Source organism: Streptomyces sp. NPDC048197 (assembly GCF_043202395.1).
GTDB classification, from domain to species: Bacteria; Actinomycetota; Actinomycetes; order Streptomycetales; family Streptomycetaceae; genus Streptomyces; species Streptomyces siderophoricus.
In genome coordinates this window covers 472,094-497,844 of the sequence record NZ_JBIDAJ010000001.1, presented here as the reverse complement: position 1 = coordinate 497,844, position 25,751 = coordinate 472,094, and the positions used below count along the sequence as shown (strand labels likewise).

22 protein-coding genes are annotated in these 25,751 nt (G+C 69.2%); 11 read left to right on the top strand and 11 right to left on the bottom strand.

Features of this window, described 5'->3' with window-relative positions; all coding sequences use genetic code 11:
- Window positions 1-4: 4 nt before the first annotated feature.
- On the bottom strand, window positions 5-2,239 hold the full coding sequence (locus tag ACGF4C_RS02235) for a DUF6049 family protein (protein WP_393562550.1): 2,235 nt from the start codon (window positions 2,237-2,239) through the stop codon (window positions 5-7).
- 282 nt (window positions 2,240-2,521) lie between these two features.
- Between ACGF4C_RS02235 and ACGF4C_RS02230 the strand changes: the two genes are divergently transcribed.
- Window positions 2,522-4,000, top strand: coding sequence for a CCA tRNA nucleotidyltransferase (locus ACGF4C_RS02230; protein WP_393562548.1), 1,479 nt, complete (start codon window positions 2,522-2,524; stop codon window positions 3,998-4,000).
- Window positions 4,001-4,164: 164 nt separating this feature from the next.
- Here ACGF4C_RS02230 and ACGF4C_RS02225 read toward each other — a convergent pair whose 3' ends face one another.
- From ACGF4C_RS02225 to ACGF4C_RS02210, 4 genes are all read right to left on the bottom strand, one after another.
- On the bottom strand, window positions 4,165-4,737 hold the full coding sequence (locus ACGF4C_RS02225; protein WP_199816325.1) for a hypothetical protein: 573 nt from the start codon (window positions 4,735-4,737) through the stop codon (window positions 4,165-4,167).
- Between the two features lie 110 nt (window positions 4,738-4,847).
- Window positions 4,848-6,107 carry an MFS transporter gene (locus ACGF4C_RS02220; RefSeq protein ID WP_393562545.1) on the bottom strand — a complete coding sequence of 420 codons (1,260 nt, stop codon included), beginning with the start codon at window positions 6,105-6,107 and terminating at the stop codon, window positions 4,848-4,850.
- A gap of 77 nt (window positions 6,108-6,184) precedes the next feature.
- Window positions 6,185-7,267 carry an inositol-3-phosphate synthase gene (locus ACGF4C_RS02215; protein WP_201805662.1) on the bottom strand — a complete coding sequence of 361 codons (1,083 nt, stop codon included), beginning with the start codon at window positions 7,265-7,267 and terminating at the stop codon, window positions 6,185-6,187.
- Window positions 7,268-7,313: 46 nt separating this feature from the next.
- Window positions 7,314-7,994 (bottom strand): helix-turn-helix transcriptional regulator, encoded by a 681-nt coding sequence (locus ACGF4C_RS02210; protein ID WP_393562544.1) that lies wholly within the window; start codon window positions 7,992-7,994, stop codon window positions 7,314-7,316.
- Between the two features lie 361 nt (window positions 7,995-8,355).
- Between ACGF4C_RS02210 and ACGF4C_RS02205 the strand changes: the two genes are divergently transcribed.
- A complete protein-coding gene (locus tag ACGF4C_RS02205) occupies window positions 8,356-11,013 on the top strand; it encodes a transglycosylase domain-containing protein (RefSeq protein WP_393562543.1) in 2,658 nt (885 codons plus the stop codon).
- A gap of 131 nt (window positions 11,014-11,144) precedes the next feature.
- Entirely contained in the window at window positions 11,145-12,626 is a 1,482-nt protein-coding gene (locus tag ACGF4C_RS02200; protein WP_393562541.1) for a glycosyltransferase family 87 protein, read from the top strand.
- 90 nt (window positions 12,627-12,716) lie between these two features.
- On the opposite strand, the gene ACGF4C_RS02195 is transcribed toward ACGF4C_RS02200, so the two are convergent.
- The 3 genes from ACGF4C_RS02195 to ACGF4C_RS02185 all read right to left on the bottom strand — a co-directional run bounded on the left by ACGF4C_RS02195 (window position 12,717) and on the right by ACGF4C_RS02185 (window position 15,389).
- Window positions 12,717-13,748: an alanine racemase gene (locus ACGF4C_RS02195; RefSeq protein ID WP_393562539.1), complete on the bottom strand. Its 1,032-nt coding sequence runs from the start codon at window positions 13,746-13,748 to the stop codon at window positions 12,717-12,719.
- A gap of 65 nt (window positions 13,749-13,813) precedes the next feature.
- Window positions 13,814-14,932: a peptidoglycan bridge formation glycyltransferase FemA/FemB family protein gene (locus tag ACGF4C_RS02190; protein WP_030798344.1), complete on the bottom strand. Its 1,119-nt coding sequence runs from the start codon at window positions 14,930-14,932 to the stop codon at window positions 13,814-13,816.
- Between the two features lie 139 nt (window positions 14,933-15,071).
- Complete coding sequence (locus ACGF4C_RS02185; protein ID WP_362137719.1) at window positions 15,072-15,389, bottom strand: hypothetical protein; 318 nt, start codon at window positions 15,387-15,389, stop codon at window positions 15,072-15,074.
- 228 nt (window positions 15,390-15,617) lie between these two features.
- On the opposite strand from ACGF4C_RS02185, the gene rpsF reads away from it, so the two are divergent.
- The 4 genes from rpsF to rplI all read left to right on the top strand — a co-directional run bounded on the left by rpsF (window position 15,618) and on the right by rplI (window position 17,385).
- Window positions 15,618-15,908: a 30S ribosomal protein S6 gene (gene rpsF / locus ACGF4C_RS02180; RefSeq protein ID WP_006604399.1), complete on the top strand. Its 291-nt coding sequence runs from the start codon at window positions 15,618-15,620 to the stop codon at window positions 15,906-15,908.
- 82 nt (window positions 15,909-15,990) lie between these two features.
- Window positions 15,991-16,575: a single-stranded DNA-binding protein gene (locus ACGF4C_RS02175; RefSeq protein ID WP_261956679.1), complete on the top strand. Its 585-nt coding sequence runs from the start codon at window positions 15,991-15,993 to the stop codon at window positions 16,573-16,575.
- A gap of 108 nt (window positions 16,576-16,683) precedes the next feature.
- The gene (gene rpsR / locus ACGF4C_RS02170) at window positions 16,684-16,920 is read left to right on the top strand and encodes a 30S ribosomal protein S18 (protein ID WP_003978893.1); all 237 of its coding nucleotides are present in this window, start codon (window positions 16,684-16,686) and stop codon (window positions 16,918-16,920) included.
- An 18-nt stretch (window positions 16,921-16,938) separates the two neighbouring features.
- The gene (gene rplI / locus ACGF4C_RS02165) at window positions 16,939-17,385 is read left to right on the top strand and encodes a 50S ribosomal protein L9 (RefSeq protein WP_030412253.1); all 447 of its coding nucleotides are present in this window, start codon (window positions 16,939-16,941) and stop codon (window positions 17,383-17,385) included.
- A gap of 92 nt (window positions 17,386-17,477) precedes the next feature.
- Here rplI and ACGF4C_RS02160 read toward each other — a convergent pair whose 3' ends face one another.
- Together ACGF4C_RS02160 and ACGF4C_RS02155 are read right to left on the bottom strand one after the other, a co-directional pair.
- Window positions 17,478-18,311 carry a trypsin-like serine peptidase gene (locus ACGF4C_RS02160; RefSeq protein WP_393562536.1) on the bottom strand — a complete coding sequence of 278 codons (834 nt, stop codon included), beginning with the start codon at window positions 18,309-18,311 and terminating at the stop codon, window positions 17,478-17,480.
- A 74-nt stretch (window positions 18,312-18,385) separates the two neighbouring features.
- Entirely contained in the window at window positions 18,386-19,723 is a 1,338-nt protein-coding gene (locus tag ACGF4C_RS02155) for an MATE family efflux transporter (RefSeq protein ID WP_393562534.1), read from the bottom strand.
- Between the two features lie 476 nt (window positions 19,724-20,199).
- Between ACGF4C_RS02155 and dnaB the strand changes: the two genes are divergently transcribed.
- Entirely contained in the window at window positions 20,200-21,657 is a 1,458-nt protein-coding gene (gene dnaB, locus ACGF4C_RS02150; RefSeq protein ID WP_362137834.1) for a replicative DNA helicase, read from the top strand.
- A 34-nt stretch (window positions 21,658-21,691) separates the two neighbouring features.
- On the opposite strand, the gene ACGF4C_RS02145 is transcribed toward dnaB, so the two are convergent.
- The gene (locus ACGF4C_RS02145; RefSeq protein WP_393562532.1) at window positions 21,692-22,540 is read right to left on the bottom strand and encodes an NAD(P)H-dependent oxidoreductase; all 849 of its coding nucleotides are present in this window, start codon (window positions 22,538-22,540) and stop codon (window positions 21,692-21,694) included.
- Window positions 22,541-22,638: 98 nt separating this feature from the next.
- Here ACGF4C_RS02145 and ACGF4C_RS02140 point away from each other — a divergent pair, with 98 nt between their 5' ends.
- The 3 genes from ACGF4C_RS02140 to ACGF4C_RS02130 all read left to right on the top strand — a co-directional run bounded on the left by ACGF4C_RS02140 (window position 22,639) and on the right by ACGF4C_RS02130 (window position 25,730).
- Entirely contained in the window at window positions 22,639-23,559 is a 921-nt protein-coding gene (locus ACGF4C_RS02140; protein ID WP_393562530.1) for a helix-turn-helix domain-containing protein, read from the top strand.
- A gap of 111 nt (window positions 23,560-23,670) precedes the next feature.
- Window positions 23,671-24,945, top strand: a complete 1,275-nt coding sequence (locus ACGF4C_RS02135; RefSeq protein ID WP_393562528.1) for a MerR family transcriptional regulator — start codon at window positions 23,671-23,673, stop codon at window positions 24,943-24,945.
- Between the two features lie 20 nt (window positions 24,946-24,965).
- Window positions 24,966-25,730 (top strand): hypothetical protein, encoded by a 765-nt coding sequence (locus ACGF4C_RS02130; RefSeq protein WP_393562527.1) that lies wholly within the window; start codon window positions 24,966-24,968, stop codon window positions 25,728-25,730.
- The last annotated feature ends 21 nt before the right edge of the window (window positions 25,731-25,751 follow it).

Here is a 25,751-nt window from a genome sequence, read left to right as displayed (position 1 = left end):
TCTATCAACGGTCCACTTTCTCACCTGAGCCGGAGGGCTCGGACTTTTCCGAACCGGTGTCCGGCGCGGGGTCACTCGGCTGCTCGGGCTCGTCCCCGTCCGTGCCGCCGTCGTTGCCGTCCGTGCCCGCCGTGCCTTCGGAGCCGTCATCGGGGCCGTCCTCCTCGGGCCGGCTGCCCGCCCGCTTGCGCTGGAGGTAGATCCGTACGCCGGCGAGCACGAGCAGCAGCACGCCGCCCGCGATGACGAGCATCACCGTGGCGGTGATCTCCGTGACGTTCACCTGGAACGTCATGGGCTCACCGTAGGGCTTGCCGTCCGAGGTGTAGAGCTGGGCGGTCACCCAGGCCCGGCCGTTGGCGTTGGCGGTGGTGTCGAACTTGAACGACTGGCTGTGCCCGCCGTCCACCGAGATCTGCTGCGATTTACCCACGTCGAGCCGGTTGGGCTGGGAGGACGTGAGCCGCAGCGTCATGTCCTTGACGCCCTGGAAGAGGTTGTTCTGGACCGTCACCGGAATCGTGGCGCTGCGCCCGGAAAGCGTGGCCCCCGACTTCTGGATCAGGTGCACCTTCGTGGTCAGGCCGTCGAGGTAGTTGCGCACGGAGTGACGGAAGCCGGCGGCACCGGAGCGGTCGCCGCGCCACTGCGTCGACATCTCCCGCATTATCGCGTTGCCGAACGGGGTCACCACCCGCTCCGGCTGGGCCAGGATCGGCTGGAAGTCCTCCAGCGCCGACTGCGTGCCCTGGATCTGCCGGAACGCATCGGTGGGGAGCTCCTGCCGGCGCAGCGAGGACGGGTAGGAGGTGACGCTCGGCACCTGGCGGGTGGCCGCGGGGTCGGGCTTGGCCTTGGCCGCGGCGCCGAGGTTCTGTGCCTGGGTCCAGCGGCCGGACTCGTCCAGCTCACGCAGGGCGGTGGCCATGGCATGCGCCTGGCTGGCCGACGGCATCCGCTGCGGTGCGACGACGACGCTGCGCTGCCGCTCCGGGTCCTGGAGGCCGATCATCTGGGTCTGGGCGAGGAATTCCTGGACCGCGTGCGTCGCGTTCGTCGCCTTCGACATGTCGCCCTCGAAGGCCCGGGAGAGCTGTGTGTCCGCCACGATGGCGGTGTTGCCGCCGCCGATGGGACGGGCCGCCGTCGGGGTGTAGGACAGCCGGCCGGCGTCCCGGAGGCTGTCGCTGCGGGTGATCACGTTGTGCGCGCCGGCCGAGGTCGCGACATCGACGATCGAGCGGTCGAGGGCGCCGTCGACGGGCCAGGCGAAGTCCGTACGCGGCTTGACCCCGAGGATCGTGTCCACGGTCTTGTCGGCGAGGTCGGTGGCCGGCCCGAGGTGGCTGAGCGCACTCGGCACGCCCTTGCCGTGGTGGGCCAGCGAGGCCAGGTCGGGGTCGGCGAAGGGCAGCGCGACCACCTGGTGCGACTTGACCGCCTCTTCGAGCTGGTGGAGCCACTGCTTGGCGACCGCCTGGTTCTTCCCCATGGGGCCGTCCGGGCCGTTCACGCGGTACGACTTGGTCATCGCGTCGACGGTCGCGAGCAGGTCGGGGTCGATGACGAAGGTCACCGGGAGGTTCTTGCCGAGCGCGACCATCTGCTGCAGCCGGCCGCCGGGGGCGAGCTCGGCGGCGAGATCGTCATTGCGGAAGACCGGGGTCTGCTGGGTGTCGGCGTCGGTCTCCGCGGTGAGGTGCGTGGACGAGATCAGCGGCCACATGTAGGTGAGCTGCGTCTTCTTGTCGGCGTCCGCGGACTGCCAGGGCAGGAAGGTCCGGTCGATACCCAGGAGCTGGTCGTACGGCGAGGTCTGGGAGTGCCCGGACAGAGAGACACCGATCTGGTACACGCCGTCATCGTTGAGATCGAGGTCCTTGACCGGGACGCTGAGGCTGAAGGGTCGGCTGGCACCGGCCTCCAGCTTGGCGATCTTCTCCGTGTGGCCCTTGATCTCCTCGCCGTCCACGCTGGGCAGATAGCCGGTGCGACGGGAGGCTGCCTCGATCGAACTGCGGTTGCCCAGCGCATCGCCGCGGTGCATGCCGACGTGCGCGTCGGTGATCGTGCTGCTGCTGTCGTTGGTCAGGGTGCCGGAGACGGTGACGGTGTCGCCCTTGCCGGGGGCCGACGGCGACATGGCGTCGATGGACACGTCGACGGTGTGCGACCCGGCCGGGGCGGCCTGGGCGGAGGGGGCGTGCGGGGTCTGGAGCAGGCCCACGAGCAGGGGCACTCCAGTGACGAGTGTCACGGTCCTGCGCAGCCATCGACCACGCGGCCGTTCAGTCCCCTGGAACCCTGCCGCCTCGGCCACGCGCTCGCCCGTCCCTCGTCGTCGTCAGTGGTCGTCGGAATGTGCGTCCACGAATGGTAACGAGACCCGCCGGGCGCGAGTGCCGCGGACTGCTCCACATGATCGCGGAGCGGACGGCCGCCCGGCCGGCCTGTCCCCTTTATTACCTGCGCCTTTATTACGTGGCGCTTCGCGCGGTCCGGCCACGTACCCTGTTCTGTTGTGCCGAACGCCAACAATGACCTCCCTGCCCCGCACGCCGAGCGGACCCCGCAGTCGACGAATGCGTTGAATCACGTGCAGCGCCGCGCCGTGAGCGAGCTGCTGCGGGTGTCCCCCGTCGCGGATGACCTGGCCCGCCGATTCCAGGAGGCCGGGTTCACACTTGCCCTGGTCGGCGGCTCGGTCCGGGACGCACTGCTCGGCCGGCTCGGCAACGACCTGGACTTCACCACCGACGCACGCCCCGAGGACGTCCTGAAGATCGTCCGGCCGTGGGCGGACGCGCTCTGGGAGGTCGGGATCGCCTTCGGCACGGTCGGCTGCAAGAAGGACTCGTTCGACATCGAGGTCACGACCTACCGCTCCGAGGCGTACGACCGCACCTCCCGCAAGCCCGAGGTGTCCTACGGCGACTCCATCGAGGACGACCTGGTGCGCCGGGACTTCACAGTGAACGCGATGGCGGTCTTCCTGCCGCAGAAGGAGTTCGTCGACCCGCACAACGGCCTGGAGGACCTGGCCGCCCGTGTGCTGCGGACGCCGGGTGCGCCGGAGGACTCGTTCTCGGACGATCCGCTGCGGATGATGCGGGCGGCCCGGTTCGCCGCCCAGCTGGACTTCGAGGTCGCGCCCGAGGTCGTCGCCGCGATGAAGGCGATGTCCGACCGCATCGACATCGTCTCCGCGGAGCGGGTCCGGGACGAGCTGAACAAGCTGATCCTCGCGCCGCACCCGCGCAAGGGACTGCGGCTGCTCGTCGACTCCGGCCTCGCGGACCGGATCCTGCCCGAGCTGCCCGCGCTGCGCCTGGAAAGTGACGAGCATCACCGTCACAAGGACGTCTACGAACACTCGCTCACGGTGCTGGAGCAGGCGATCGACCTCGAAGAGGACGGTCCCGATCTGGTGCTGCGCCTGTCGGCCCTGCTGCACGACATCGGCAAGCCGCGGACGCGCCGCTTCGAGAAGGACGGCCGGGTCTCCTTCCACCACCACGAGGTGGTGGGCGCGAAGATGACCAAGAAGCGGATGACCGCGCTGAAGTACTCCAACGACATGATCAAGGACGTCTCGCGGCTGGTGGAGCTACATCTGCGCTTCCACGGCTACGGGACGGGCGAATGGACCGACTCGGCGGTCCGCCGCTATGTCCGGGACGCCGGGCCGCAGCTGGAGCGGCTGCACAAGCTGACGCGTTCGGACTGCACGACCCGTAACAAGCGCAAGGCCGGTGCGCTGTCCCGCGCCTACGACGGGCTGGAGGAGCGCATCGCGCGGCTGCAGGAGCAGGAAGAGCTCGATGCGATCCGTCCGGACCTGGACGGCAACGACATCATGGAGATCCTGGGTCTGCAGCCGGGGCCCGAGGTCGGCAGGGCATACAAGCAGATGCTGGAGTTCCGGCTGGAGCACGGGCCCATGGAGCGCGATGCGGCGATCGCGGCGCTGAAGGACTGGTGGGCTACACAGCAGGGCTGATGTTTCACGTGAAACGGCCCGGCGGTGGGCCGATGCGATGTTTCACGTGAAACGAGGCGGACGGTGGCCCGCTGCCATGTTTCACGTGAAACGTGGCGTAGACGACTGGGGCGGTGTTTCACGTGAAACACCGCCCCAGAGCCGTCTTCAGGAGACGGAGTGCGCTACTTCGTGGGGGTCAGGCAGAGCACCATGGCGGTGTCGGCCCGCCGACGGCGGTGCACCGTCTTGATGTAGGCGTCCTCACCGGCGGAGCACACGGTCGGGTCCGAGGTGCCGTCGTGCACCTTGGACACCTTGTACTGGGCCTCCCCGCTGCTGCAGTCGACCACGGCGAGCCCGTCGTCGAGCGAACTGCTGGACTTCTTCACGCAGTCGCCGGCCTCGGCGTTGCTGGCGTCGTCCCGGCTGGTGAACCAGAAGAACGCGAAGGCCACCAGGACGAAGACGATCCCGATGCCCCGAAGAATCGACTTGGCGGAACGGGTCTTGCCGGGGCGGGGCGGCGGTATGGGTGCGCCGGGCTGGACGTAGGGCTGCTGCGGCTGTGCCGGGTACCCGGGCTGAGGCTGTCCATAGGGCGCCTGCGGCTGCTGGGGATAGGCGTACCCGCCCTGAGGCTGGCCGTACGGGGCCTGGGGAGCCGGTGGTGCCTGCGGATACGGGTTCTGGCCGTAAGGCTGCTGCCCGTACGGCGCCTGGCCGTATGGATTGGGCCCCGGCGGCGGCATGGTCATGGAACTCCCCCGATTTTGTTGTGTACAGGCTTGTGTGGGACGCCCGTAAGGTACCGGGTCCCGGCGCACCGCCGCAGGCACGGTTCCCTGCGGGCCGGGGAGGGCGGTGCCTAACTGTGCCGAAAGCGGGCCATCGCCGCGGCGACCAGGGCGTAGAGGACCGTCACCATCCCGATGAGTGCGGCCGATCTGCCGTCCGGCGGCAGCATGAGGGCCGCGACCGCGGCGGCGCCGACGAAGGCGACGTTGAAGAGCACGTCGTACAGGGCGAAGATGCGCCCGCGGAAGGCGTCGTCGACCGAGGACTGGACGACCGTGTCCGTGGAAATCTTCGTGCCCTGGGTGCCGAGACCGAGCACGAACGCGGCGGCCAGCATCGGCCCAGGGGTGAAGAAGAGGCCCAACGCCGGCACCAGCACCGCACCCCCGAGGGCACAGCAGGCGATCCAGCCGAACGCGGTGAGCCGTCCCACCGCCCAGGGAGTGACGAGGGCGGCGGTGAAGAATCCCGCCCCCGACACCACGACGGCGATGCCGAGCAGCGCCAGTCCCTCGGACTCGGTGTCCGACCAGGAATACCGGCACAGCATCAGCACCATGACCGTCAGCGCCCCGTAGCAGAAGCGGACCAGGGTCATCGCGGCCAGGGCCCGGGCCGGCACACGCCGCTGGGCGAGATGGCGCAGGCCCGCCGCAAGGCCGCGCACGGTGCTCAACAGGGCCTCGCCCAGGCCCGGTTGGAGCTGCACCGGGTCGGGGCCCAGCAACTGCGGCGTCATACGTAGGGCGGTGAGCGCCGAAAGGAAATAGAAGGCCGCGGCGAGCAGCACGACGTACGCATCCACGTCGGGGCCGGCCAGCCGGACCGCGAAGGCCAGCCCGCCGCCGGCCGTCGCGGCGAGCGTACCGGCCGTCGGGGCGAGCGAGTTGGCCATGACCAGTTGCTGTTCACCGTCGACCACGCGGGGCAGCGCGGCCGAGAGCCCGGCCAGGACGAAGCGGTTGACCGCCGTCACCGACAGGGCCGAGGCGTAGAAGAGCCAGTCGGGGACCTTCGACACGATCAGCGCTGCGGTGGCCATGGCGAGCAGCGTCCGCAGCAGGTTCCCGTACAGCAGGACCTGACGGCGTCGCCAGCGGTCGAGCAGCACACCGGTGAACGGCCCGAGGAGCGAGTACGGGAGCAGCAGGATGGCCATGGCGGAGGCGATGGCCGCCGGCGAGGCCTGCTTCTCCGGTGAGAAGACGACGTAGGTGGCGAGTGCGACCTGGTACACGCCGTCGGCCGCTTGGGAGAGCAGCCGTGCGGCGAGCAGCGAGCGGAAGTCGCGTAGCCGGAGTAATACGCGGAGGGCGCGCACAGCATGCATGAGGCACAGCCTCACACAGCCCGCAGGCCCCCGGGTGGAATACCCGGGGCCTGCGAACGGCGGTTGCGACCGGCGCCTCAGCGCTCGACCTCACCCTTGATGAACTTCTCGACGTTCTCGCGGGCCTCGTCGTCGAAGTACTGGACCGGCGGGGACTTCATGAAGTACGAGGAGGCGGAGAGGATCGGGCCGCCGATGCCGCGGTCCTTGGCGATCTTCGCGGCACGCAGCGCGTCGATGATGACGCCCGCGGAGTTCGGGGAGTCCCAGACCTCGAGCTTGTACTCCAGGTTGAGCGGAACGTCGCCGAAGGCGCGGCCTTCGAGACGGACGTAGGCCCACTTGCGGTCGTCCAGCCAGGCCACGAAGTCCGAGGGGCCGATGTGGACGTTGTCCTCGCCCATTTCGCGGTCGCGGATCTGGGAGGTGACGGCCTGGGTCTTGGAGATCTTCTTGGACTCCAGCCGCTCCCGCTCCAGCATGTTCTTGAAGTCCATGTTGCCGCCGACGTTCAGCTGCATCGTGCGGTCCAGGATGACGCCCCGGTCCTCGAAGAGCTTGGCCATCACACGGTGCGTGATGGTGGCGCCGACCTGCGACTTGATGTCGTCACCGACGATCGGGACACCGGCCTCGGTGAACTTGTCAGCCCACTCCTTGGTGCCGGCGATGAAGACCGGGAGGGCGTTGACGAAGGCGACCTTGGCGTCGATGGCGCACTGGGCGTAGTACTTCGCGGCGTCCTCGGAGCCCACCGGGAGGTAGCAGACCAGCACGTCCGCCTGGGTGTCCTTGAGGACCTGGACGATGTCCACCGGAGCCTCGGCGGACTCCTCGATGGTCTGGCGGTAGTACTTGCCCAGGCCGTCGAGGGTGTGGCCGCGCTGGACCTGCACGCCGGCGTTCGGCACGTCGCAGATCTTGATGGTGTTGTTCTCGCTCGCGCCGATGGCGTCCGCGAGGTCGAGGCCGACCTTCTTGGCGTCGACGTCGAAGGCGGCCACGAACTCGATGTCACGTACGTGGTAGTCGCCGAACTGCACGTGCATGAGGCCGGGCACGCGGCTGTCCGGGTCGGCGTCCTTGTAGTACTCGACGCCTTGTACCAGCGAGGCGGCGCAGTTGCCCACGCCGACGATGGCTACGCGAACCGAACCCATTCCGGTTGCTCCCTGTGTTCTCGATGAGGCACTGCACCGCAGTGCCTCATGTGGTGGTGTCATCGGACGGATCCGGCCGGGATCCACCCCGGTGCCGGGGCAGGCCGCCCGCATCTCCTGACTGGTTCTTCTTGTTCTGCGCTGCGGGGTCCGGTGCGCGCTGGTCGCGCCCGGCACGCTCACTCTCGATCAGTCCGTTCAGCCAACGGACCTCACGCTCCACGGACTCCATGCCGTGGCGTTGCAGCTCGAGGGTGTAGTCGTCCAGCCGCTCGTGGGACCGGGCCAAGGACGTCCGCATCTTTTCGAGGCGTTCCTCCAGCCGGCTGCGGCGGCCTTCCAGCACACGCATCCGTACGTCCCGCGACGTCTGGCCGAAAAATGCGAAGCGGACGCCGAAGTGCTCGTCCTCCCACGCATCCGGACCGGAGTGGGCGAGCAGTTCTTCGAAGTGTTCTTTGCCCTCTGCGGTCAATCGGTAGACGATCTTGGCCCGCCGCCCGGTCAGCGCCGCGGCGGGAACACCCTCCGCGCCACCGTCCGTCTCTTCGGTGAGCCAGCCGTTCGCGACCAGCGCCTTGAGGCAGGGGTAGAGGGTGCCATAGCTGAACGCACGGAACACCCCGAGCGACGTATTGAGCCGTTTACGCAGCTCATAGCCGTGCATCGGGGATTCACGGAGCAGGCCGAGGACGGCGAACTCAAGGATGCCGGAACGTCTGCTCATCCTCCGCCTCCTCGGCCCGGTGCGTTCTTTATGCCGTCCTGATGTATCGACTCGATACATCCAGACGATAGAACGGGCCCTGGGGCGGAACAAGAGGGGGGACGGTGAACGGCGTCACATCACTGATTCGTGCCATCCAACCTGACTGATTTGGAGTGAATTTCAACACTGGGCAGGTTTTGGCCGTGCGTAGTCTGTGCGGCATGCAGACTGCCGGGAACCGCGGGCCGATATCAGACGTCCCCGTCCTCGGTGTAGTGCGGCTCGCGCCTCAGGGACGGGCCGCGCATCGGGGGGACCTGAAGACAACTGCCGCCTTCAGGCGACGAGATAGCGCGCCTGCCCGAGGAGTATCCGTTCCATGAGCGAGCACCGTCGCAAACCGCCACAGCCGCAGAGTGGCGGACGTGCCGCGGCCCGACGCGCCGCACAGCAGTCAGGGGCAGGGCGTCGTGCCGCCCCTCCGCATGGCTCCGCTGCCGGCCCCACGCCCCCTTCCGGCCCGCCCGGGCAGGACCCGAGGCCGGGCGGGCGTGCCGAAGCCCGCAGGGCCGCCCAGCGCGGCGGCCGCCGACGGGCGCCCGACACTGCCGCGATGGGTGCCGGTGGCGGTGGTCGCGGAGGCCGTCGTGGCGGTGGCGGCGGTGGCCCCGAGGGCGGTCGCGGCCGCGGTCGGGACGGCGGCGGCCCGCCTGCCAAGAAGCGGTTCATCGACTATCCGCGTGCCAACAAGATCGGCTGGCGGCGGTTCGTCCCGTCCTGGAAACAGGTCGCCAGTCTGTGTGTGGGCTTCCTGGGCCTGATCGTCGGCGCGGCTGGTGTGGCGCTGGCGATGGTCCATGTGCCGGATGAGAGCAAAGCGGCCCAGTCGCAGAACAACGTCTATCTCTGGGCCAACGGCAAGGTCATGGCCCGCGACGGTGAGACGAACCGTCAGAACGTGACGATAGACGAGATCCCGAAATCGATGCAGGATGCCGCGATTTCGGCGGAGAACGCGTCCTTCCGGACGGACTCCGGTGTCGACCCGATGGGTATCGCCCGCGCCGTGCTGAACATGGCCAGGGGTGGTGAGACCCAGGGTGGCTCGACCATTACGCAGCAGTACGTGAAGAACGCGATGCTGAGCCAGGAGCAGACCCTTGACCGCAAGTTCAAGGAGCTGTTCATCGCGATCAAGGTCGGCTGGAAGATGGGCAAGCCCCAGATCCTGCAGGGCTACCTGAACACCAGCTACTACGGCCGCGGCGCGTACGGAATCCAGGCGGCGGCGCAGGCGTACTACGGCAAGGACGCGAAGAAGCTGACGCCGGACGAGGGGGCGTTCCTCGCGGCCGTCCTCAAGGGCGCCAACCTCTACGACCCGGCGGGCGGCACCGGGCCGGGGGCGACGGCGGCGGAGAACACCAAGCGCGTCAAGGCCCGCTGGTCGTGGATCCTGGACCGCGAGGTGGCCAACGGCCTCATGCCCAAGACAGAGCGGGCCAAGTACACGATGGACCGGTTCCCGAAGCCCATTCGGCCGAAGCCGGTGGCCAGCAAGACCGGTCAGATCGGCTATCTGATGGACGTCGCCAAGAAGTACGTCCTGAGGCACGCGGACATCCCCGAGGCCCGGTTCGACAAGGGCGGCTACACGATCCGGACGACCTTCGACGAGAAGAAGACCCGGGAGCTGGAGGCCGCGGTCAAGAAGGTCGACAAGCGCTACATCGACCCGAAGAAGCGGGAGAAGGACAAGTTCGTCCAGTTCGGTGGCGCATCCGTGGTGCCGGGAGACGGCAAGATCGTCGCCCTGTACGGCGGTGAGGGCTACGACAAGGGTCACTTCAGCAACAACGCCGACACCTTCGGTGTGCCGGTCGGCTCGACCTGGAAGCCGTTCGTGCTCGCGGCGTCGATGAAGTACGGCGTCCCCAAGACCCGGCCCGAGGGGCTCTCGCCGGACAGCCTCTACAACGGCAACGATCACCTCAAGGTGAAGGACGCACAAGGCAACTTTGTCCTGAAGAGGGACAACTCGCCCTTCTACCAGGAGAACGAGAGCAACCATCCCTGGGGCTACATCTCGCTGGTCAAGGCGATGGAACAGTCCGTCAACACACCCTTCGTCCAGCTGGGCATGGACGTCGGTATGGACAAGGTCCGGGACATGGCGCGGGCCTGTGGCATCTCGGATGCCAGCTTCGACAAGCACCTCAACCCGTCGTTCGCGCTGGGCACCTCCACGCCGAGTGCGATCCGCATGGCCGATGCCTATGCGACGTTCGCCGAGTCGGGCACCAAGGTGGAGCCGTACTCGGTGACCAAGGTGACCTCGCAGGGCATTGACGTGCCGGGCTTCGAGAAGCCCAAGCAGGAGACGGCGATGGACTCCAACATCGCCAACAACGTCACCAAGGTCCTGAAGAACGTCATTCAGAACGGCACGGGTAAGGCAGCCCGCCGACTGAACATGCCGGCCGCCGGCAAGACCGGTACCACCGACGAGAACAAGTCGGCCTGGTTCGTCGGCTACACCAAGCAACTCTCGACGGCCATCACGATGTTCCGTGAGGACGCCCAGAACCCGCGTCAGCTGTCCATGAACGGTGTCGGCGGCTTCGACTCGATCCACGGTGGCGCGCTGCCCACCGAGGTGTGGACCGAGTACATGCTGCAGGCGATGAACGGTGTCACCCCGGAGGACTTCCCCCCGGCGACACCCATCGGGCAGAAGGCGGACGAGGCGGGGATGCCGGCCCCGACGCCGACGCCCACGCCGTCCGACACCCCGTCGGCGACCCCGTCGGACAAGCCCACCGAGTCCGCTCCCCCGAGCGACAGCCCGAGCCCGTCGCCGACCGACACCTGCTCGCCGTTCGACCCCACCTGCAGGAACACCGGCGGTAACGCCAACGGTGGCGGAAAGGGCGGCGGCACCGGCGGACCCGGCGGCAGTACCGGAGGCACGACTCCGACACCGGATCCCACGGATGCCAACGGAGGCGGCGGCATCTTCGGCGGCCCCCAAGGCTGACCCCGCGACCGTTTCACGTGAAACAGCGCGATGTTTCACGTGAAACGGAGGTGCTGACGAAGCCCCTGCCCGGCTCGACCGGGCGGGGGCTTCGCCATGTTCTGCCCCTGCTCGTACGGCAGGATGGGCCCATGACGAGCGTGCGACAGGACGAGCCGGTGCGGCCGACGAAGCGGGACGAGGTGGCGGCGGCCGGCAGCGAGCTGATCGGAGGGCCTATCGGCCGGCACGCACTGCTCGGCACGAACTGGCTGACGCCGGTACGCGTCATCGCGCTGGTCGCGATCGGGATGTTCGCGCTCGGCATGGTGCAGAAGCTGCCCTGCTACAACGGCGGCTGGTTCTTCGGCGCCACGAGCCAGTACACCCATGCCTGCTACTCCGACATCCCCCACCTCTACGCCGGCCGTGGCTTCGCCGACGGGCTGATCCCGTACTTCGACCGGCTGCCCGGCGACATGGAGTATCTGGAATACCCCGTGCTGACAGGTGTCTTCATGGAGGTCGCCTCCTGGATGACGCCGCACGGCGGGGACCTTCAGTTCCGTGAGCAGATCTACTGGCTGGTCAACGCCGGGATACTGATGATCTGCGCCGCCGTCATCGCGGTGTGCGTGACACGTACCCACCGGCGGCGTCCCTGGGACGGACTGCTGGTGGCGCTGGCGCCCGCCTTCGCGCTCACCGCCACCATCAACTGGGACCTGCTGGCGATCGCCCTGACGGCCGCCGGGATGCTGATGTGGTCCCGCAGCCGCCCGCTGGCCGCCGGTGTCCTGATCGGTCTGGCGACCGCGGCGAAGCTGTACCCCGTGCTCCTGCTGGGGCCGCTGCTGGTGCTGTGCTGGCGGGCGGGCGCCTGGCGCGCGTACGGCAAGGCGGTGGCGGGCGCCGTGGCGTCATGGCTGGTGGTGAACCTGCCGGTGATGATCACGCACGATGCGACCGGCTTCCACATCCGCGAGGGCTGGGCGAAGTTCTACGTCTTCAGCCAGCAGCGACCCATCGACTTCGGTTCCGTCTGGTTGCTGATCTCCCAGCGCACCGGGGCCCCGCTGGAGAACGCCAACACCTACGCCACGCTGCTGATGATCCTGGGCTGCGGCGCCATCGGCCTGTTGACGCTCTACGCGCCGCGCCGGCCGCGCTTCGCCCAGCTCGCCTTCCTCGTCGTGGCGCTGTTCATCCTCACCAACAAGGTCTACTCCCCGCAGTACGTCCTCTGGCTGACCCCGCTGGCCGTGCTGGCCCGGCCGCGCTGGCGCGACTTCCTGGTCTGGCAGGCCTGCGAGGTCATGTACTTCCTCGGGATCTGGATGTACCTCGCGTACACCGGCAACGGCGACAAGCACCAGGGGCTGCCGCCGGAGGGCTACCAGCTGGCCATCGCGCTGCACCTCCTGGGCACCCTCTACCTGTGCGCCCTGGTCGTCCGGGACATCCTGATGCCGGAGCGCGACGTGGTCCGCAGGGACGGTGACGACGACCCGTCGGGCGGTGTCCTGGACCGCAGCCCCGATGTGTTCGTGCTCGGGCGGGCGTACCACCCGCCGCGCCATGCGGTGCACTTCGAGAAGGTGCCACCGGTGCGCTGGGGTGTGGCCCGCGACTGAACCGGCCGGCCGCATGCGACGGGCCCGGGGCCGCAGAGGTGATCTGCGGCCCCGGGCCCGTTCTCTTCGTCCGAGGCGCCCGCGTACGGCTCAGCGGTCCACGAGGCGGTCGTACTGCGTGGTGGTGTGCCGCAGATGGGCCACCAGCTCCTCGCCGACCTGCGGCTGCGGCGCGTCGGCCGGCACGAACAGGATCGAGACCTGCATGTGCGGCGGCTCGGCGAACCACCGCTGCTTGCCGGCCCAGAGGTACGGCGCGAGGTTGCGGTTGACGGTCGCCAGGCCGGCCCGGGCGACTCCCTTGGCGCGCGGCATCACGCCGTGCAGCGCCTTGGGCGCTTCCAGTCCGACGCCGTGCGAGGTGCCGCCGGCCACCACGACCAGGTAGCCGTCGGAGGCCGCCTTCTGCTGGCGATAGCCGAAGCGCTCGCCCTTGGCGACCCGGGTGACGTCCAGCACCGAGCCGCGGTACTCGGTGGCGTCGTGGTCGCCGAGCCAGAGCCGGGTCCCGATCCGGGCGCGGAACCGGGTCTGCGGGAACTGCTGCTGGAGGCGGGCGAGTTCATCGGCCTTGAGATGGCTGACGAACATGGTGTGCAGCGGGAGGCGGGCGGCCCGCAGCCGGTCCATCCAGCCGATGACCTCGTCGACGGCGTCGGACCCGTCGGCGCGGTCCAGCGGCAGGTGGATCGCGAAGCCTTCGAGCCGGACGTCCTCGATGGCCGTGGCCAGCTTCGGCAGGTCCTCCGGCCGGACGCCGTGCCGCTTCATGCTGCTCATGACCTCGATCACGACCCGGGCGCCGACCAGCCCGCCCACGCCCTCGACCGAGGAGACCGAGCGGATCGCCCGGTCGGGCAGCGGCACCGGCTCCTCGCCGTGCCGGAACGGCGTCAGGACGAGCAGGTCCCCACTGAAGTAGTCCTTGATGTGGGCCGCTTCGTAGGTCGTCCCGACCGCGAGAATGTCGGCACCCAGGCGGGTGGCCTCCTCGGCGAGCCGCTCATGGCCGAAGCCGTAACCGTTGCCTTTGCAGACCGGGACCAGCCCGGGGAACTGCTGGAGAACGCTCTGCTGATGCGCCCGCCAGCGCGCGGTGTCGACGTAGAGGGTGAGCGCCATGGCCGGGCCCGGAACCTTTCTCGTGGCTGGGGTGTGTCAGGAGTACGGACGGTGCGGTGGAGCGGTCAGCGGCGCGACATGTAGATGTCGAGCGCCTTGTGCAGCAGCTTGTTGAGCGGGAAGTCCCACTCACCGAGGTACTCAGCTGCCTGCCCGCCCGTGCCGACCTTGAACTGGATCAGGCCGAAGAGGTGGTCGTTCTCGTCCAGCGAGTCGCTGATGCCGCGCAGGTCGTAGACCGTGGCGCCGAGCGCGTAGGAGTCCTGCAGCATCTTCCACTGCATGGCGTTGGAGGGCCGGACCTCGCGGCCGATGTTGTCCGAGGCGCCGTAGGAGTACCAGACGTGCCCGCCGACGACGAGCATGGTCGCCGCGGAGAGGTTCACGCCGTTGTGGCGGGCGAAGTACAGCTTCATGCGGTTGGGGTCCTCGGAGTTGAGGGCCGTCCACATGCGCTGGAAGTAGCCGAGCGGCCGCGGGCGGAAACGGTCGCGCTCCGCGGTGATCTCGTAGAGCCGCTGCCATTCGGCCAGGTCGTCGTAGCCGCCCTGGACGACCTCGACGCCGGCCTTCTCGGCCTTCTTGATGTTGCGGCGCCACAGCTGGTTGAAGCCCTTGTGGACCTCCTCCAGCGAGCGGTCGGCCAGCGGCACCTGGAAGACGTAGCGGGGCTGGACGTCACCGAAGCCGGCGCCGCCGTCCTCGCCCTGCTGCCAGCCCATGCGCCGCAGCCGGTCGGCCACCTCGAAGGCGCGCGGTTCGATGTGCGTCGCCTCGACGTCGCGGAGCCGCTTGACGTCCGGGTTCTGGATGCCCGACTTGATCGCGGCGGCGTCCCAGCGGCGGATGATCACCGGCGGGCCCATCTTCACGGAGAAGGCGCCCTGCTGCTTGAGGTGGCTGAGCATGGGCTGCAGCCAGTCCTCCAGATTCGGCGCGTACCAGTTGATGACCGGCCCCTCGGGCAGGTACGCGAGGTAGCGCTTGATCTTGGGCAGCTGGCGGTAGAGCACCAAACCAGCGCCGACCAGCTCACCGCTCGCGTCGAACCAGCCCAGGCTCTCCGAACGCCATTCGGCCTTCACATCCGCCCAGGCCGGAACCTGCATGTGGCTCGCCGCGGGCAGGCTCTGGATGTATGCCAGATGCTGCTCTCGACTGATGGTCCTCAGGGTCAGGCTCATGCGGGGCGCTCCTCGGCAGGTGTGTCCCCTTGTTCGGGGCTCCGGCTCTCGCGCCGAAGCCTACTGTGGCCGGGGAGCGCCCCGTCTGGGCCATACGCGCCGGGGCCCCGTATGCCGCAGTGGCACCGGGGCCGGGCGGCTATCCGATGAGGCCTCCGAAGAGGCCGCCGTGCGCCATGCCGAGGTAGAAGCCGAAGCCTGAGGCTCCGAGACCGATGATCAACAGGAAGCGCTCACCCGTCGTCGACGAGATGAACTGACCCCACAGGCCGGTGCCGATTCCGACCAGGCCAACCCAGGAACTGACCAGATACAGACTGGGAGAGAGAGTGGTGAAGGCGGCGATCGCGCCGAGCACCACGGTGACAAGGGCGAAGGTGTTCTCTACGGGATGGTCCTTGCCGTCGCTGTTGAGGAGCGAGAGCAGACTGTGCTGGATCCTGGCTGCCTGTGCCATGCGGCACCTCCGATGACAGGGGCGGCGCACTGTAACGCCGCTCACACCCGTTGTGTTCCAGATTGGGGGGTGTACCGGGCGGATTTCAACCGGAAGACTTCAGGCAGGTACTGTGTACCGTCTGCGCCCATGTCTGTCCGATGACCGGCCCGGCTCGGCGCGGAACGCATATGACCCTCCTGCCACGGAACGACCGTGGCCGCTGAGTCCAAAGGAGGTGGGTTCACCATGCGTCACTACGAGGTGATGGTCATCCTCGACCCCGATCTCGAGGAGCGCGCTGTCTCCCCGCTGATCGAGAACTTCCTCTCCGTCGTCCGTGAGGGCAACGGAAAGGTCGAGAAGGTCGACACCTGGGGCCGTCGTCGTCTCTCGTACGAGATCAAGAAGAAGCCCGAGGGCATCTACTCGGTCATCGACCTGCAGGCCGAGCCTGCGGTCGTCAAGGAGCTCGACCGTCAGATGAACCTGAACGAGTCGGTCCTCCGGACCAAGGTTCTCCGTCCCGAGACCCACTGAACGCGTCAGCGTCCAGCGGTAACCGGGTCCGAGTAGCAGCAACACCAGCAGCCAGCAGCACACCCGCCGAGAGGTTCCCCTAATGGCAGGCGAGACCGTCATCACGGTTGTCGGCAATCTTGTCGACGACCCCGAGCTGCGCTTCACCCCGTCCGGTGCGGCGGTCGCGAAGTTCCGCGTCGCGTCCACTCCCCGCACCTTCGACCGTCAGACCAATGAGTGGAAGGACGGCGAGAGCCTGTTCCTGACCTGCTCGGTGTGGCGCCAGGCGGCCGAGAACGTCGCCGAGTCCCTTACGCGGGGTACCCGCGTGGTCGTCCAGGGCCGCCTCAAGCAGCGGTCGTACGAGGACCGCGAGGGCGTGAAGCGCACGGTCTACGAGCTCGACGTCGAGGAAGTGGGCGCGAGCCTCAAGAACGCCACGGCCAAGATCACCAAGACCAGCGGTCGCGGTGGCCAGGGCGGCGGCTTCGGTGGCGGTCAGGGCGGTGGCCAGGGTGGCGGCGGCTGGGGCGGTGGCCCCGGCGGCGGCCAGCAGGGCGGCGGCGCTCCCGCCGACGACCCGTGGGCGACCGGCGGACCTTCTGGCGGCGGCCAGCAGGGTGGCGGCGGCGGTGGCTGGGGCGGCGGCTCCGGCGGTGGCTACTCGGACGAGCCGCCCTTCTAAGTCCGTATCGGCTCGGCACTGCGTTGTTTCACGTGAAACAGCGCCGTGAAACGGGCGACGGCCTTGAGGGCGTCAGCACAAACTTCTTGAACTCACTGGAGAGAGACAATGGCGAAGCCGCCTGCTCGCAAGCCTAAGAAGAAGGTTTGCGTGTTCTGCAAGGAGAAGATCTCCTACGTCGACTACAAGGACACGAACCTGCTGCGGAAGTTCATCTCCGACCGCGGCAAGATCCGTGCCCGTCGAGTGACCGGCAACTGCACGCAGCACCAGCGTGACGTCGCCACGGCCGTGAAGAACAGCCGTGAGATGGCGCTGCTGCCCTACACGTCCACCGCGCGATAAGGGAAGGGTGACCGACAAATGAAGATCATCCTCACCCACGAGGTCTCCGGCCTCGGCACCGCCGGTGACGTCGTTGACGTCAAGGACGGGTACGCCCGTAACTACCTGGTTCCGCGTGGTTTCGCGATCCGCTGGACCAAGGGTGGCGAGAAGGACGTCGCGCAGATCCGCCGCGGTCGCAAGATCCGCGAGATCGCGACGATCGAGCAGGCCAACGAGGTCAAGGGCCAGCTCGAGGGCGTCAACGTGAAGCTGGCCGTGCGTGCCGGCGACGCGGGCCGCCTGTTCGGTTCCGTCACCCCGGCCGACGTCGCTGCGGCGATCAAGGCTGCCGGTGGTCCGGACGTCGACAAGCGCCGCGTCGAGCTGGGCTCGCCGATCAAGACCCTGGGCGCGCACCAGGTCTCCGTGCGTCTGCACGCCGAGGTCGTCGCGAAGCTGGGCGTCGAGGTCGTCGCCGCGTAATCGCAGCACCGAGCCGAAGGGCCGCACCCCGTCCTGGGGTGCGGCCCTTCGCCGTGCCGGTCCGCGGTCGCCGTGGCCGACGACGGGCGGGCTCAGTCGTCGTCCTGGGCCCGCCGGTAGAGCGCGGCGATGTCGTCGTCGAAGTACGCCGCGTACGAGACGTCGTCCTGGTCGCCGCCGCCTTCGTGGCCGCCGAGGACACCGATGACCGTGCCGGTGTGGCTCTTGGGGTCGTAGTCGGCCAGCCAGGGGCTTCCGCTCGTACCGCCTTCGAAGTCGGTGCACTGGATGCGCATCTGGGTGTCGCTGTACTTCGTGGTGCGGTTCTGGCAGGAGATCGGGGTGTCGCGGCTGGTGGGATAGCCGGTGATCTTGACTTCGTTGTCGAAGCCGCGGTCGATGCCGAGGGTATTGCCGCCCAGGACATCCTGGATGTTCTTGCCGTCCTTCTTGTCCAGGATGAGGAAGGCGACGTCGAGGTCCTCGTCCTGCGACTTGGCCCAGCGGTCGTCGAGGATCACCTTGTTGACCTTCCACAGGCCGGTGGGCTCGTCGCCGTCGCGGTAGTCGGGGGCGAAGACGAGGTCGTCGACCGTGCTTCCGGCCTCGGCGTCGAAGGCGCAGTGCGCGGCCGTGATCAGCATGTTCCGGCCCGGGCTCTGCACCACGCTCGCGGTACAGAAGTGGTCGCCGGAGTCGTTCTTCTCGAAGACCACACCGACCCGGGCGTTCTGCTCGGTCCGGCGCGGGGTGTAGGCGTTGCCGTCATCGGCCGGTGCGGTCGCGGCGGGATCCTGGTCCTGCGGGTCCTGGCCGGACTCGCCGGACTTGCCGAAGCTGCTCCGCCCGCTGGCTCTGGTGCTGGTGTCCGACTCGTCCGAGGCGTATCCCGCCACGGCAGCTGCCATGACGAGGACGAACGTCATGGGCAGCAAGGACTTCCTGGCAAGCGGGCGCACCCCGTCATTATTGACAAGCGCGGAGTGTTGCGGGAGATGTCTCAGCGAGAGGCTCCGGTCACAATCCACCGGCCGGACCGGGTGCGCAGCAAGAGCGTGACCATGCGGACGGTCATCATCAGGGCCATGGTCCACCACAAGGTGACCAGGCCGCCGCCGAAGGCGGGCACGGCGAGCGCGGCCGGAGCGAACAGGGCCAGCGTCAGGACCATCGCCCAGGCGAGATACGGACCGTCCCCCGCGCCCATCAGGACGCCGTCGAGGATGAAGACGACGCCGGAGACCGGCTGGGTCACGGCCACCACCAGGAGCGTGGTGAGCAGCGGGTCCCGTACGGCGGGGTCGGAGGTGAACATCGGGATGAACAGTGGTCGGGAGAGCACGACCAGGAGCCCGAGGACCAGGCCGGCGGCGATGCCCCACTGCACCATGCGGCGGCAGGCGGCCCGGGCGCCGGCCCGGTCCCCGGCGCCGAGGTGGCGGCCTATGATGGCCTGCCCGGCGATGGCTATCGCGTCCAGCGCGAAGGCCAGCAGGTTCCACAGCGTGATCACGACCTGATGGGCGGCGACCTCGGCGTCGCCCAGCCGGGCGGCGATGGCGGTGGCGATCATCAGCACCGCGCGCAGCGACAGCGTACGGACCAGCAGCGGGACGCCGGCCTGGGCGGAGGCGCGGATGCCCGCCGCGTCGGGGCGCAGCGAGGCGCCGTGCCGGCGCGCGCCGCGGACGACGACGGTGAGGTAGACGGCGGCCATGCCGCACTGGGCGATGACGGTGCCCCAGGCGGAGCCGGCGATGCCGAGGCCGGCGCCGTAGACCAGTCCGACGTTGAGGGCGGCGTTGGCGGAGAAGCCGCCGATGGCGACGTAGAGCGGGGTCCGGGTGTCCTGGAGGCCGCGGAGCAGGCCGGTGGCGGCCAGCACCATGAGCATCGCGGGGATGCCGAGTGCGCTGATGCGCAGGTAGGTCGTGGCGTACGGCGCGGCGGTGCCGGACGCGCCGAAGGCTTCCACCAGCCAAGGAGCGGTGGGCAGCACCGCGGCGATGACCGCGGCGCCGAGCAGCAGGGCGAGCCAGATGCCGTCCATGCCCTGGCGGATGGCGGCGGGCAGGTCGCCGGCGCCGACCCGGCGGGCGACCGCGGCGGTGGTGGCGTAGGCGAGGAAGACGAAGACGGAGACGGCGGTGGTGAGCAGGCCCGCGGCGATGCCGAGGCCGGCCAGCTGGGAGGTGCCGAGGTGGCCGATGACGGCGCTGTCGACCATGACGAAGAGGGGTTCCGCGACCAGGGAGCCGAAGGCGGGCACGGCAAGGGCGATGATCTCGCGGTCGTGGCGGCGGGCGTTGCGCCGCGGGGTCGCGGGAGCCTGTGTCATGCACTCAATCTAATCTTCCACAGGTAAGAGATGCAAACCCTTTGCACTCCTTACTTTGTGTGGTCCGGCGCCGTCTTCTCCGTGCCATTTGCCGCGATCTTGAACAGGTGGTGGAAGTTTTTCTCCCCCACAGCCTATGGATGAGGAAACCGCAGGTCAGAGCGGTGTGGACGGGGTGATTGTGTGCTTGTCCACAGAAGTTTCCCCCGCCCCGTGCACAGGATCCGGGGAGTTCTCCACAGCTGGGGGCCAGTCATCCACACGGCCTGTGGATAACCAGATTGGCGGACGGTGCCCACGGGCCTACCGTGGTCCGGCGCCCGCCGCCCGTTCCGGCCTGAGACCACGTCCGAACTCGACGCGCCGTAACCGGAGTCGGGCGTCTCGATTGTCAGAGCTGTGCCGTAAGAAGGAAGCGCACAGCAAGGTCCGCGTCGCGGACGGGAGGAGGTGCCGGGGTGAGCATTCCCGAGCCCATGGAGGACCCCTGGGCGGGCTCCGGCCCCAGCGACCTGCTGCCGGCCGCCCGGTCCCGGCGGCCCGACGGCAAGGGCCGCGGCCGCGGTGACCGGCCGGACCGCGAGGACGACGGCGGCTCCTGGCCCGGCGGCTTCGAGCGGGTCCCGCCGCAGGACCTGGACGCCGAGCAGTCCGTGCTCGGCGGCATGCTGCTGTCCAAGGACGCCATCGCGGACGTCGTCGAGGTCCTCAAGGGCGAGGACTTCTACCGCCCCGCCCACGAGCTGGTCTTCCAGGCGATCCTCGACCTCTACGCCAAGGGCGAGCCGGCCGACCCCATCACCATCGCCGCCGAGCTCACCAAGCGCGGTGAGATCGGCCGGGTCGGCGGTGCCTCCTACCTGCACACCCTCGTCCAGTCCGTCCCGACGGCCGCGAACGCCGAGTACTACGCCGAGATCGTCCACGAGCGCGCCGTGCTGCGCCGCCTGGTCGAGGCCGGCACCCGCATCACCCAGATGGGATATGCCGCGGACGGCGACGTCGACGAGATCGTCAACAGCGCCCAGGCGGAGATCTACGCCGTCACCGAGCAGCGCACCAGCGAGGACTACCTCCCGCTCGGCGACATCATGGAAGGCGCCCTCGACGAGATCGAGGCGATCGGCTCCCGCCAGGGCCAGATGACCGGCGTGCCGACCGGCTTCACCGACCTGGATTCCCTCACGAACGGCCTGCACCCCGGCCAGATGATCGTGATCGCCGCGCGTCCCGCCATGGGTAAGTCCACCCTCGCGCTGGACTTCGCCCGCGCCGCCTCCATCAAGAGCAATCTCCCCAGCGTCATCTTCTCGCTGGAAATGGGGCGCAACGAGATCGCGATGCGCCTGCTGTCCGCCGAGGCCCGGGTGGCGCTGCACCACATGCGCTCCGGCAGCATGACGGACGACGACTGGACGCGGCTGGCCCGCCGGATGCCGGACGTCTCCGCGGCGCCGCTCTACATCGACGACTCGCCCAACCTGTCGATGATGGAGATCCGCGCCAAGTGCCGCCGGCTCAAGCAGCGCAACGATCTCAAGCTCGTGGTCATCGACTACCTCCAGCTGATGCAGTCCGGCGGCTCCAAGCGTGCCGAGAGCCGCCAGCAGGAGGTTTCGGACATGTCCCGTAACCTCAAGCTGCTGGCCAAGGAGCTGGAGCTCCCGGTGATCGCGCTCTCCCAGCTGAACCGTGGTCCCGAGCAGCGCACGGACAAGAAGCCGATGGTGTCGGACCTCCGCGAATCCGGCTCGATCGAGCAGGACGCCGACATGGTCATCCTGCTGCACCGCGAGGACGCCTACGAGAAGGAGTCCCCGCGCGCGGGCGAGGCCGACCTGATCGTGGCCAAGCACCGTAACGGCCCGACGGCCACGATCACGGTGGCCTTCCAGGGCCACTACTCGCGCTTCGTGGACATGGCGCAGACCTGACGACGACAGCTCAGCCTGGCGATCGACGCCCGAGTCAGCCCCCGGGCCGGGCGGCAACGTCCGGGCGGATGTCGGTGTCCGGGCGGGCGTCCGCGGCTTCGCGGAGGTGGATGTCGAGTCCGCCCGTCCCCGGTGCCTCCACGCCCGGCAGCAGTCGCATGTCCCGCCCGTAGTCACCGCCGTCGAGCGACCGGAACGGTACCGGTTCGTCGGTGAAGAGCCCGTCGAGACGTCGCCCGAACTCCCGCTTCGCCACTGCGAGTTGGGGCTCCGGCAGGTCGTTCGTGCCGTACATCGCGAACGGTTCGAGCGGTGTCATGCCGGTGAACCAGAACAGACCGTGCTGGACCGGGTGGAGGACGTCCGTCAGCCGCCCGTGGATGCCCCGGTCGGAGAATGCGGACTCCCGGGCGCCGACCGTCACCGACACAAGAGCCCGGCGCCCCGCCAGAGCACCCTCGCTGTAGGGCGGCGGCACTGCCGGGCCGTACCCGAATCCGCTGGTGAACACCCGGTCCATCCAGCCCTTGAGGATCGCGGGCGCCGAGAACCACCACAGCGGGAACTGCAGGATCACCGCGTCCGCCCAGCGCACCTTCTCCTGCTCCGCCGCGATGTCGGGCGCCAGCCGCCCTGCCAGCGTGGCCCGCTCGGAGGCGGCCATCACCTGCAGCCGCTCGTCCGCGGCGTGGTCGGGGAAGTCATCGGCGTCCACCGTCGCCTTCCACTTCATCGCGTAGAGGTCGGACACCCGCACCTCATGCCCGGCCGCACGCAGGTGCTCGACCGCGAAGGCGGTCAGCACGGCATTGAGCGAGCGGGGTTCCGGATGGGCGCTGACGACGAGGATCTTCTTCGGCTGCTGCGGCGTGGCTTCGGTCATGCGGCCACGTTCTCCCGTACGCGACCGGGTAACCAGAACCCACTTCAACCGCCGGAACGGCGGTCCTGGTAATGCGAGGGCCACCCATACTTGACCGCATGGACGGTGCGGACCACAACGAGCAGACAGGTGGCCGGGGCCAGGGCACCGGCAACGGAACCGAGGCCGGGGCGATGGGCGGGGTCGGCGACTCCCGGCGGGCGCTCGGCAGCTTTCTGCGGGCCCGCCGGGGACGGGTGGCGCCGGAGGACGTCGGGCTCGCCGGCGGACGACGACGCCGGGTGCGAGGGCTGCGCCGTGAGGAGTTGGCCCAGCTCGCCGGGATCAGCGTGGACTACTACGTGCGCCTCGAACAGGGCCGCAACACCCAGCCGTCCCCCGAGGTGCTCGACGCCCTCGCCGACGCGCTCGGCCTCGACGCGGCGGAGCGCAGGCACCTCGCCACGCTGGCCGATGCCCGGCGGGGCCCCGCACCCACGGTCCGGGTCAGCCCCGGGCTGCAGCGGATGCTGGACGCCATGGGCGGCCTTCCGGCCTTCGCGACGAACCACCGTCTCGACGTGGTGGCGTGGAACGACCTGGGTGCCGAGCTGATCGGTGGCCTGGCCGACCCGGCCCGCCGCGACCGGAACAATGCCCGGTACCTCTTCCGCGACCCGGCCTCCCAGGAGCTCCATCCCGAGTGGCAGGACCGGGCAGCGGAGGCCGTGGGCCAGTTGCGGGTCGCCGCAGGCCGTTACCCCGAGGACACGGAACTGGCCGCGCTCCTCAGCGAACTGTCCACGCACAGTGCCGAGTTCCGGCGGATCTGGGACAGCGGCGAGGTCGTGATGTGCGGTGCCGGCCGCAAGCGACTGCGGCACCCGGTGGCCGGCCTGCTCACCCTGGACTACGAGACGCTCCAGGTGCCGGCCGCACCGGGTGAGACGGGCCTCGTGGTGCATGTGTTCAGCGCCGAGGAGGGCAGCGGTGCGGCGGTCGCCCTCGCCCGGCTGGCGACCGCCGCCCCGCCGGCATGAGGCGGCCTCAGGAGCGCTGAAGGGGCGGGCGGCGCCGGTCGACGGCCACGAGCCGCGGGACCGATCCCGGGCTTTGACCTTCAGGTTGGTTGAAGCTCCAGAATCGCGTGCATGGACAACACCGGCGAGCTGTTGAGCATCGGCGCGTTCGCGCGGCAGGTGGGCCTGGCGCCGAGCGCCCTGCGGTTCTACGACGACTGCGGGGTGCTGCAGCCGGCCCAGGTGGACGGCGCGACGGGTTATCGGCGTTATGCCGCGGACCAGGCGGCGCGGGCGGTGCGGCTGCGCCGCCTGCGGGAGGCGGGGCTGTCGCTGGTCGATGTCGCGGTCGTCCTGGACGGTCCGCAGGACACGGCACGGGACGTACTCCGTGAGCATCTGGAACGGCTGCGACGGACCGCCGATGAGGCGTATGCGGTCGTGGCGGGGTTCCTGGGAGAGGTACCCGGCGAGGCGACGTACGGCAACGGCTGGGCGCGGGCGCGGGTGTGCGGTGCCGAGCTCGCCAGCGCCGTACGGCAGGTGGCACCGGCGGCCGCGCGGGGCGGGACCGCTCAAGAATTTCCCGTACTGGGCTGTGTGGCGCTCGAACTTGCCGACGGTGAGGTGCGGTTGGTCGCCACCGATCGCTATCGGCTGGCGGTGCGGGTGCTGCGGCCGGAGGAGTTCGCGGGGGGACCACGACAGGTCCTCATCGGGGCGGACGCTGCCCGGCGCCTGGCGGAGTGGGCCGTACGGCAGGTGTGGGTGGACGTGGAATGTGACGGGGAGACGGCGGGCGTACGCCTGCGGAGCGGAGCGAACCGAGCGGACTGGCGCGAGGTGCCGGAGCCCGTCGACATCGCGCGCGGTGGGTCCGAGGAAGAGCCACAAGTAAAGGACCTGGCGAGGTTCCCGGACTACCGGATGGTGCTGCAGGGTCTGGGAGCGGAGCGGCATCGACTGATCGTGGACCGGGTGGCGCTGCGGGACGCCGTGGCGGGGCGGTCGGGGGCGGTCTCGTTGTCGGTCCCTTCCAGGGGCGAGCGCGAGGGCGGCGGGCAGGCCGAGGTGGAGGGGAGACAGCGGGCGGTTTCACGTGAAACATGCGATGGATTGCTCGATGTTTCACGTGAAACGGCGGCGGCGGACCCAGAGACCGTTCAGACGCTGGAGGTGATGGGCGGGGGCGGGCAGCCCGTCCGGCTGAGGGCCGTGCTCACGGGCAGCGCACTCCGCATTGCCTTCGACCCGGCGGTTCTTGTGCCTGCGCTGGAGGCCGGAGTGGGGCCGGATGCGCTGATGGAGATCGCCTCGGCGGACCGGCCGGTCGTGGTCCGTTCCGCCGACCAGGGAAGTTTCACGACGCTGGTGATGCCTGTACGCGGTGCCGGGGGTCGGCGATGACGGAGGAGAGGAGCGGGAGGATGGATCCAGAACTGCCCGTCGTGCGGTTGTGCGGGGAAGGGATGCAGGCCGAGGCGGAGGGGCGGGCGGAAGCCGCGCGCGAACTCTTCCAGCAGGCTTGGGACATCGCCGCGGACGACTATGAGGCGTGCATCGCCGCGCACTACCTGGCGCGGCACCAGACGTCGGCGGAGGAGACGCTGCGGTGGAACCAGGAATGCCTTGACCGCGCCGATCGCGTCGCGGATGAACGCGTTCGGGAGTTCTATCCGTCGCTGTATCTGAACATGGCAGACGCCCATCGCCGGCTCGGCCGCCCCACACTCGCTCACCACTACTTCCAGCGCGCAGCGGAGCGGGTGTGTGAGGCGCCCGGAGGCCGGCACGACCGGCGCGATGCTGCACACGACCAATGTGAGCACTGCGCCCACCAGGGCCAGTACGGCGACTGGAACCGTTTTGCGATCGCGGAGGGGCTGCGGTCGACGGTCGACGCGGTGCCTGCCGACGTGTCCGACGCCCCCACGCTGCCCGGTGCCGCGCGGCCCCAGCCCCTCGATGCCGAGGTGGACGGACGTATCCGGGAGCTGGTGGCGCGTTGGTGTGCGCGGGCCGACCTCAAGGCGCTGGGGCTGACGCTCCCGGCGTATCTCGGCTACCTCGGAACGGAAGCGGACCGCGTACGGCTCCGGTCCGCGCTGCACATGGTGCATGCGGCGCGTTGGCTGCCGACGGACGAGCAGACCGAACTGGGTGCGGTTATCGGGGCGACGGCGCTGCGGTGAGAGGTGAGGATGGGGGCCGGT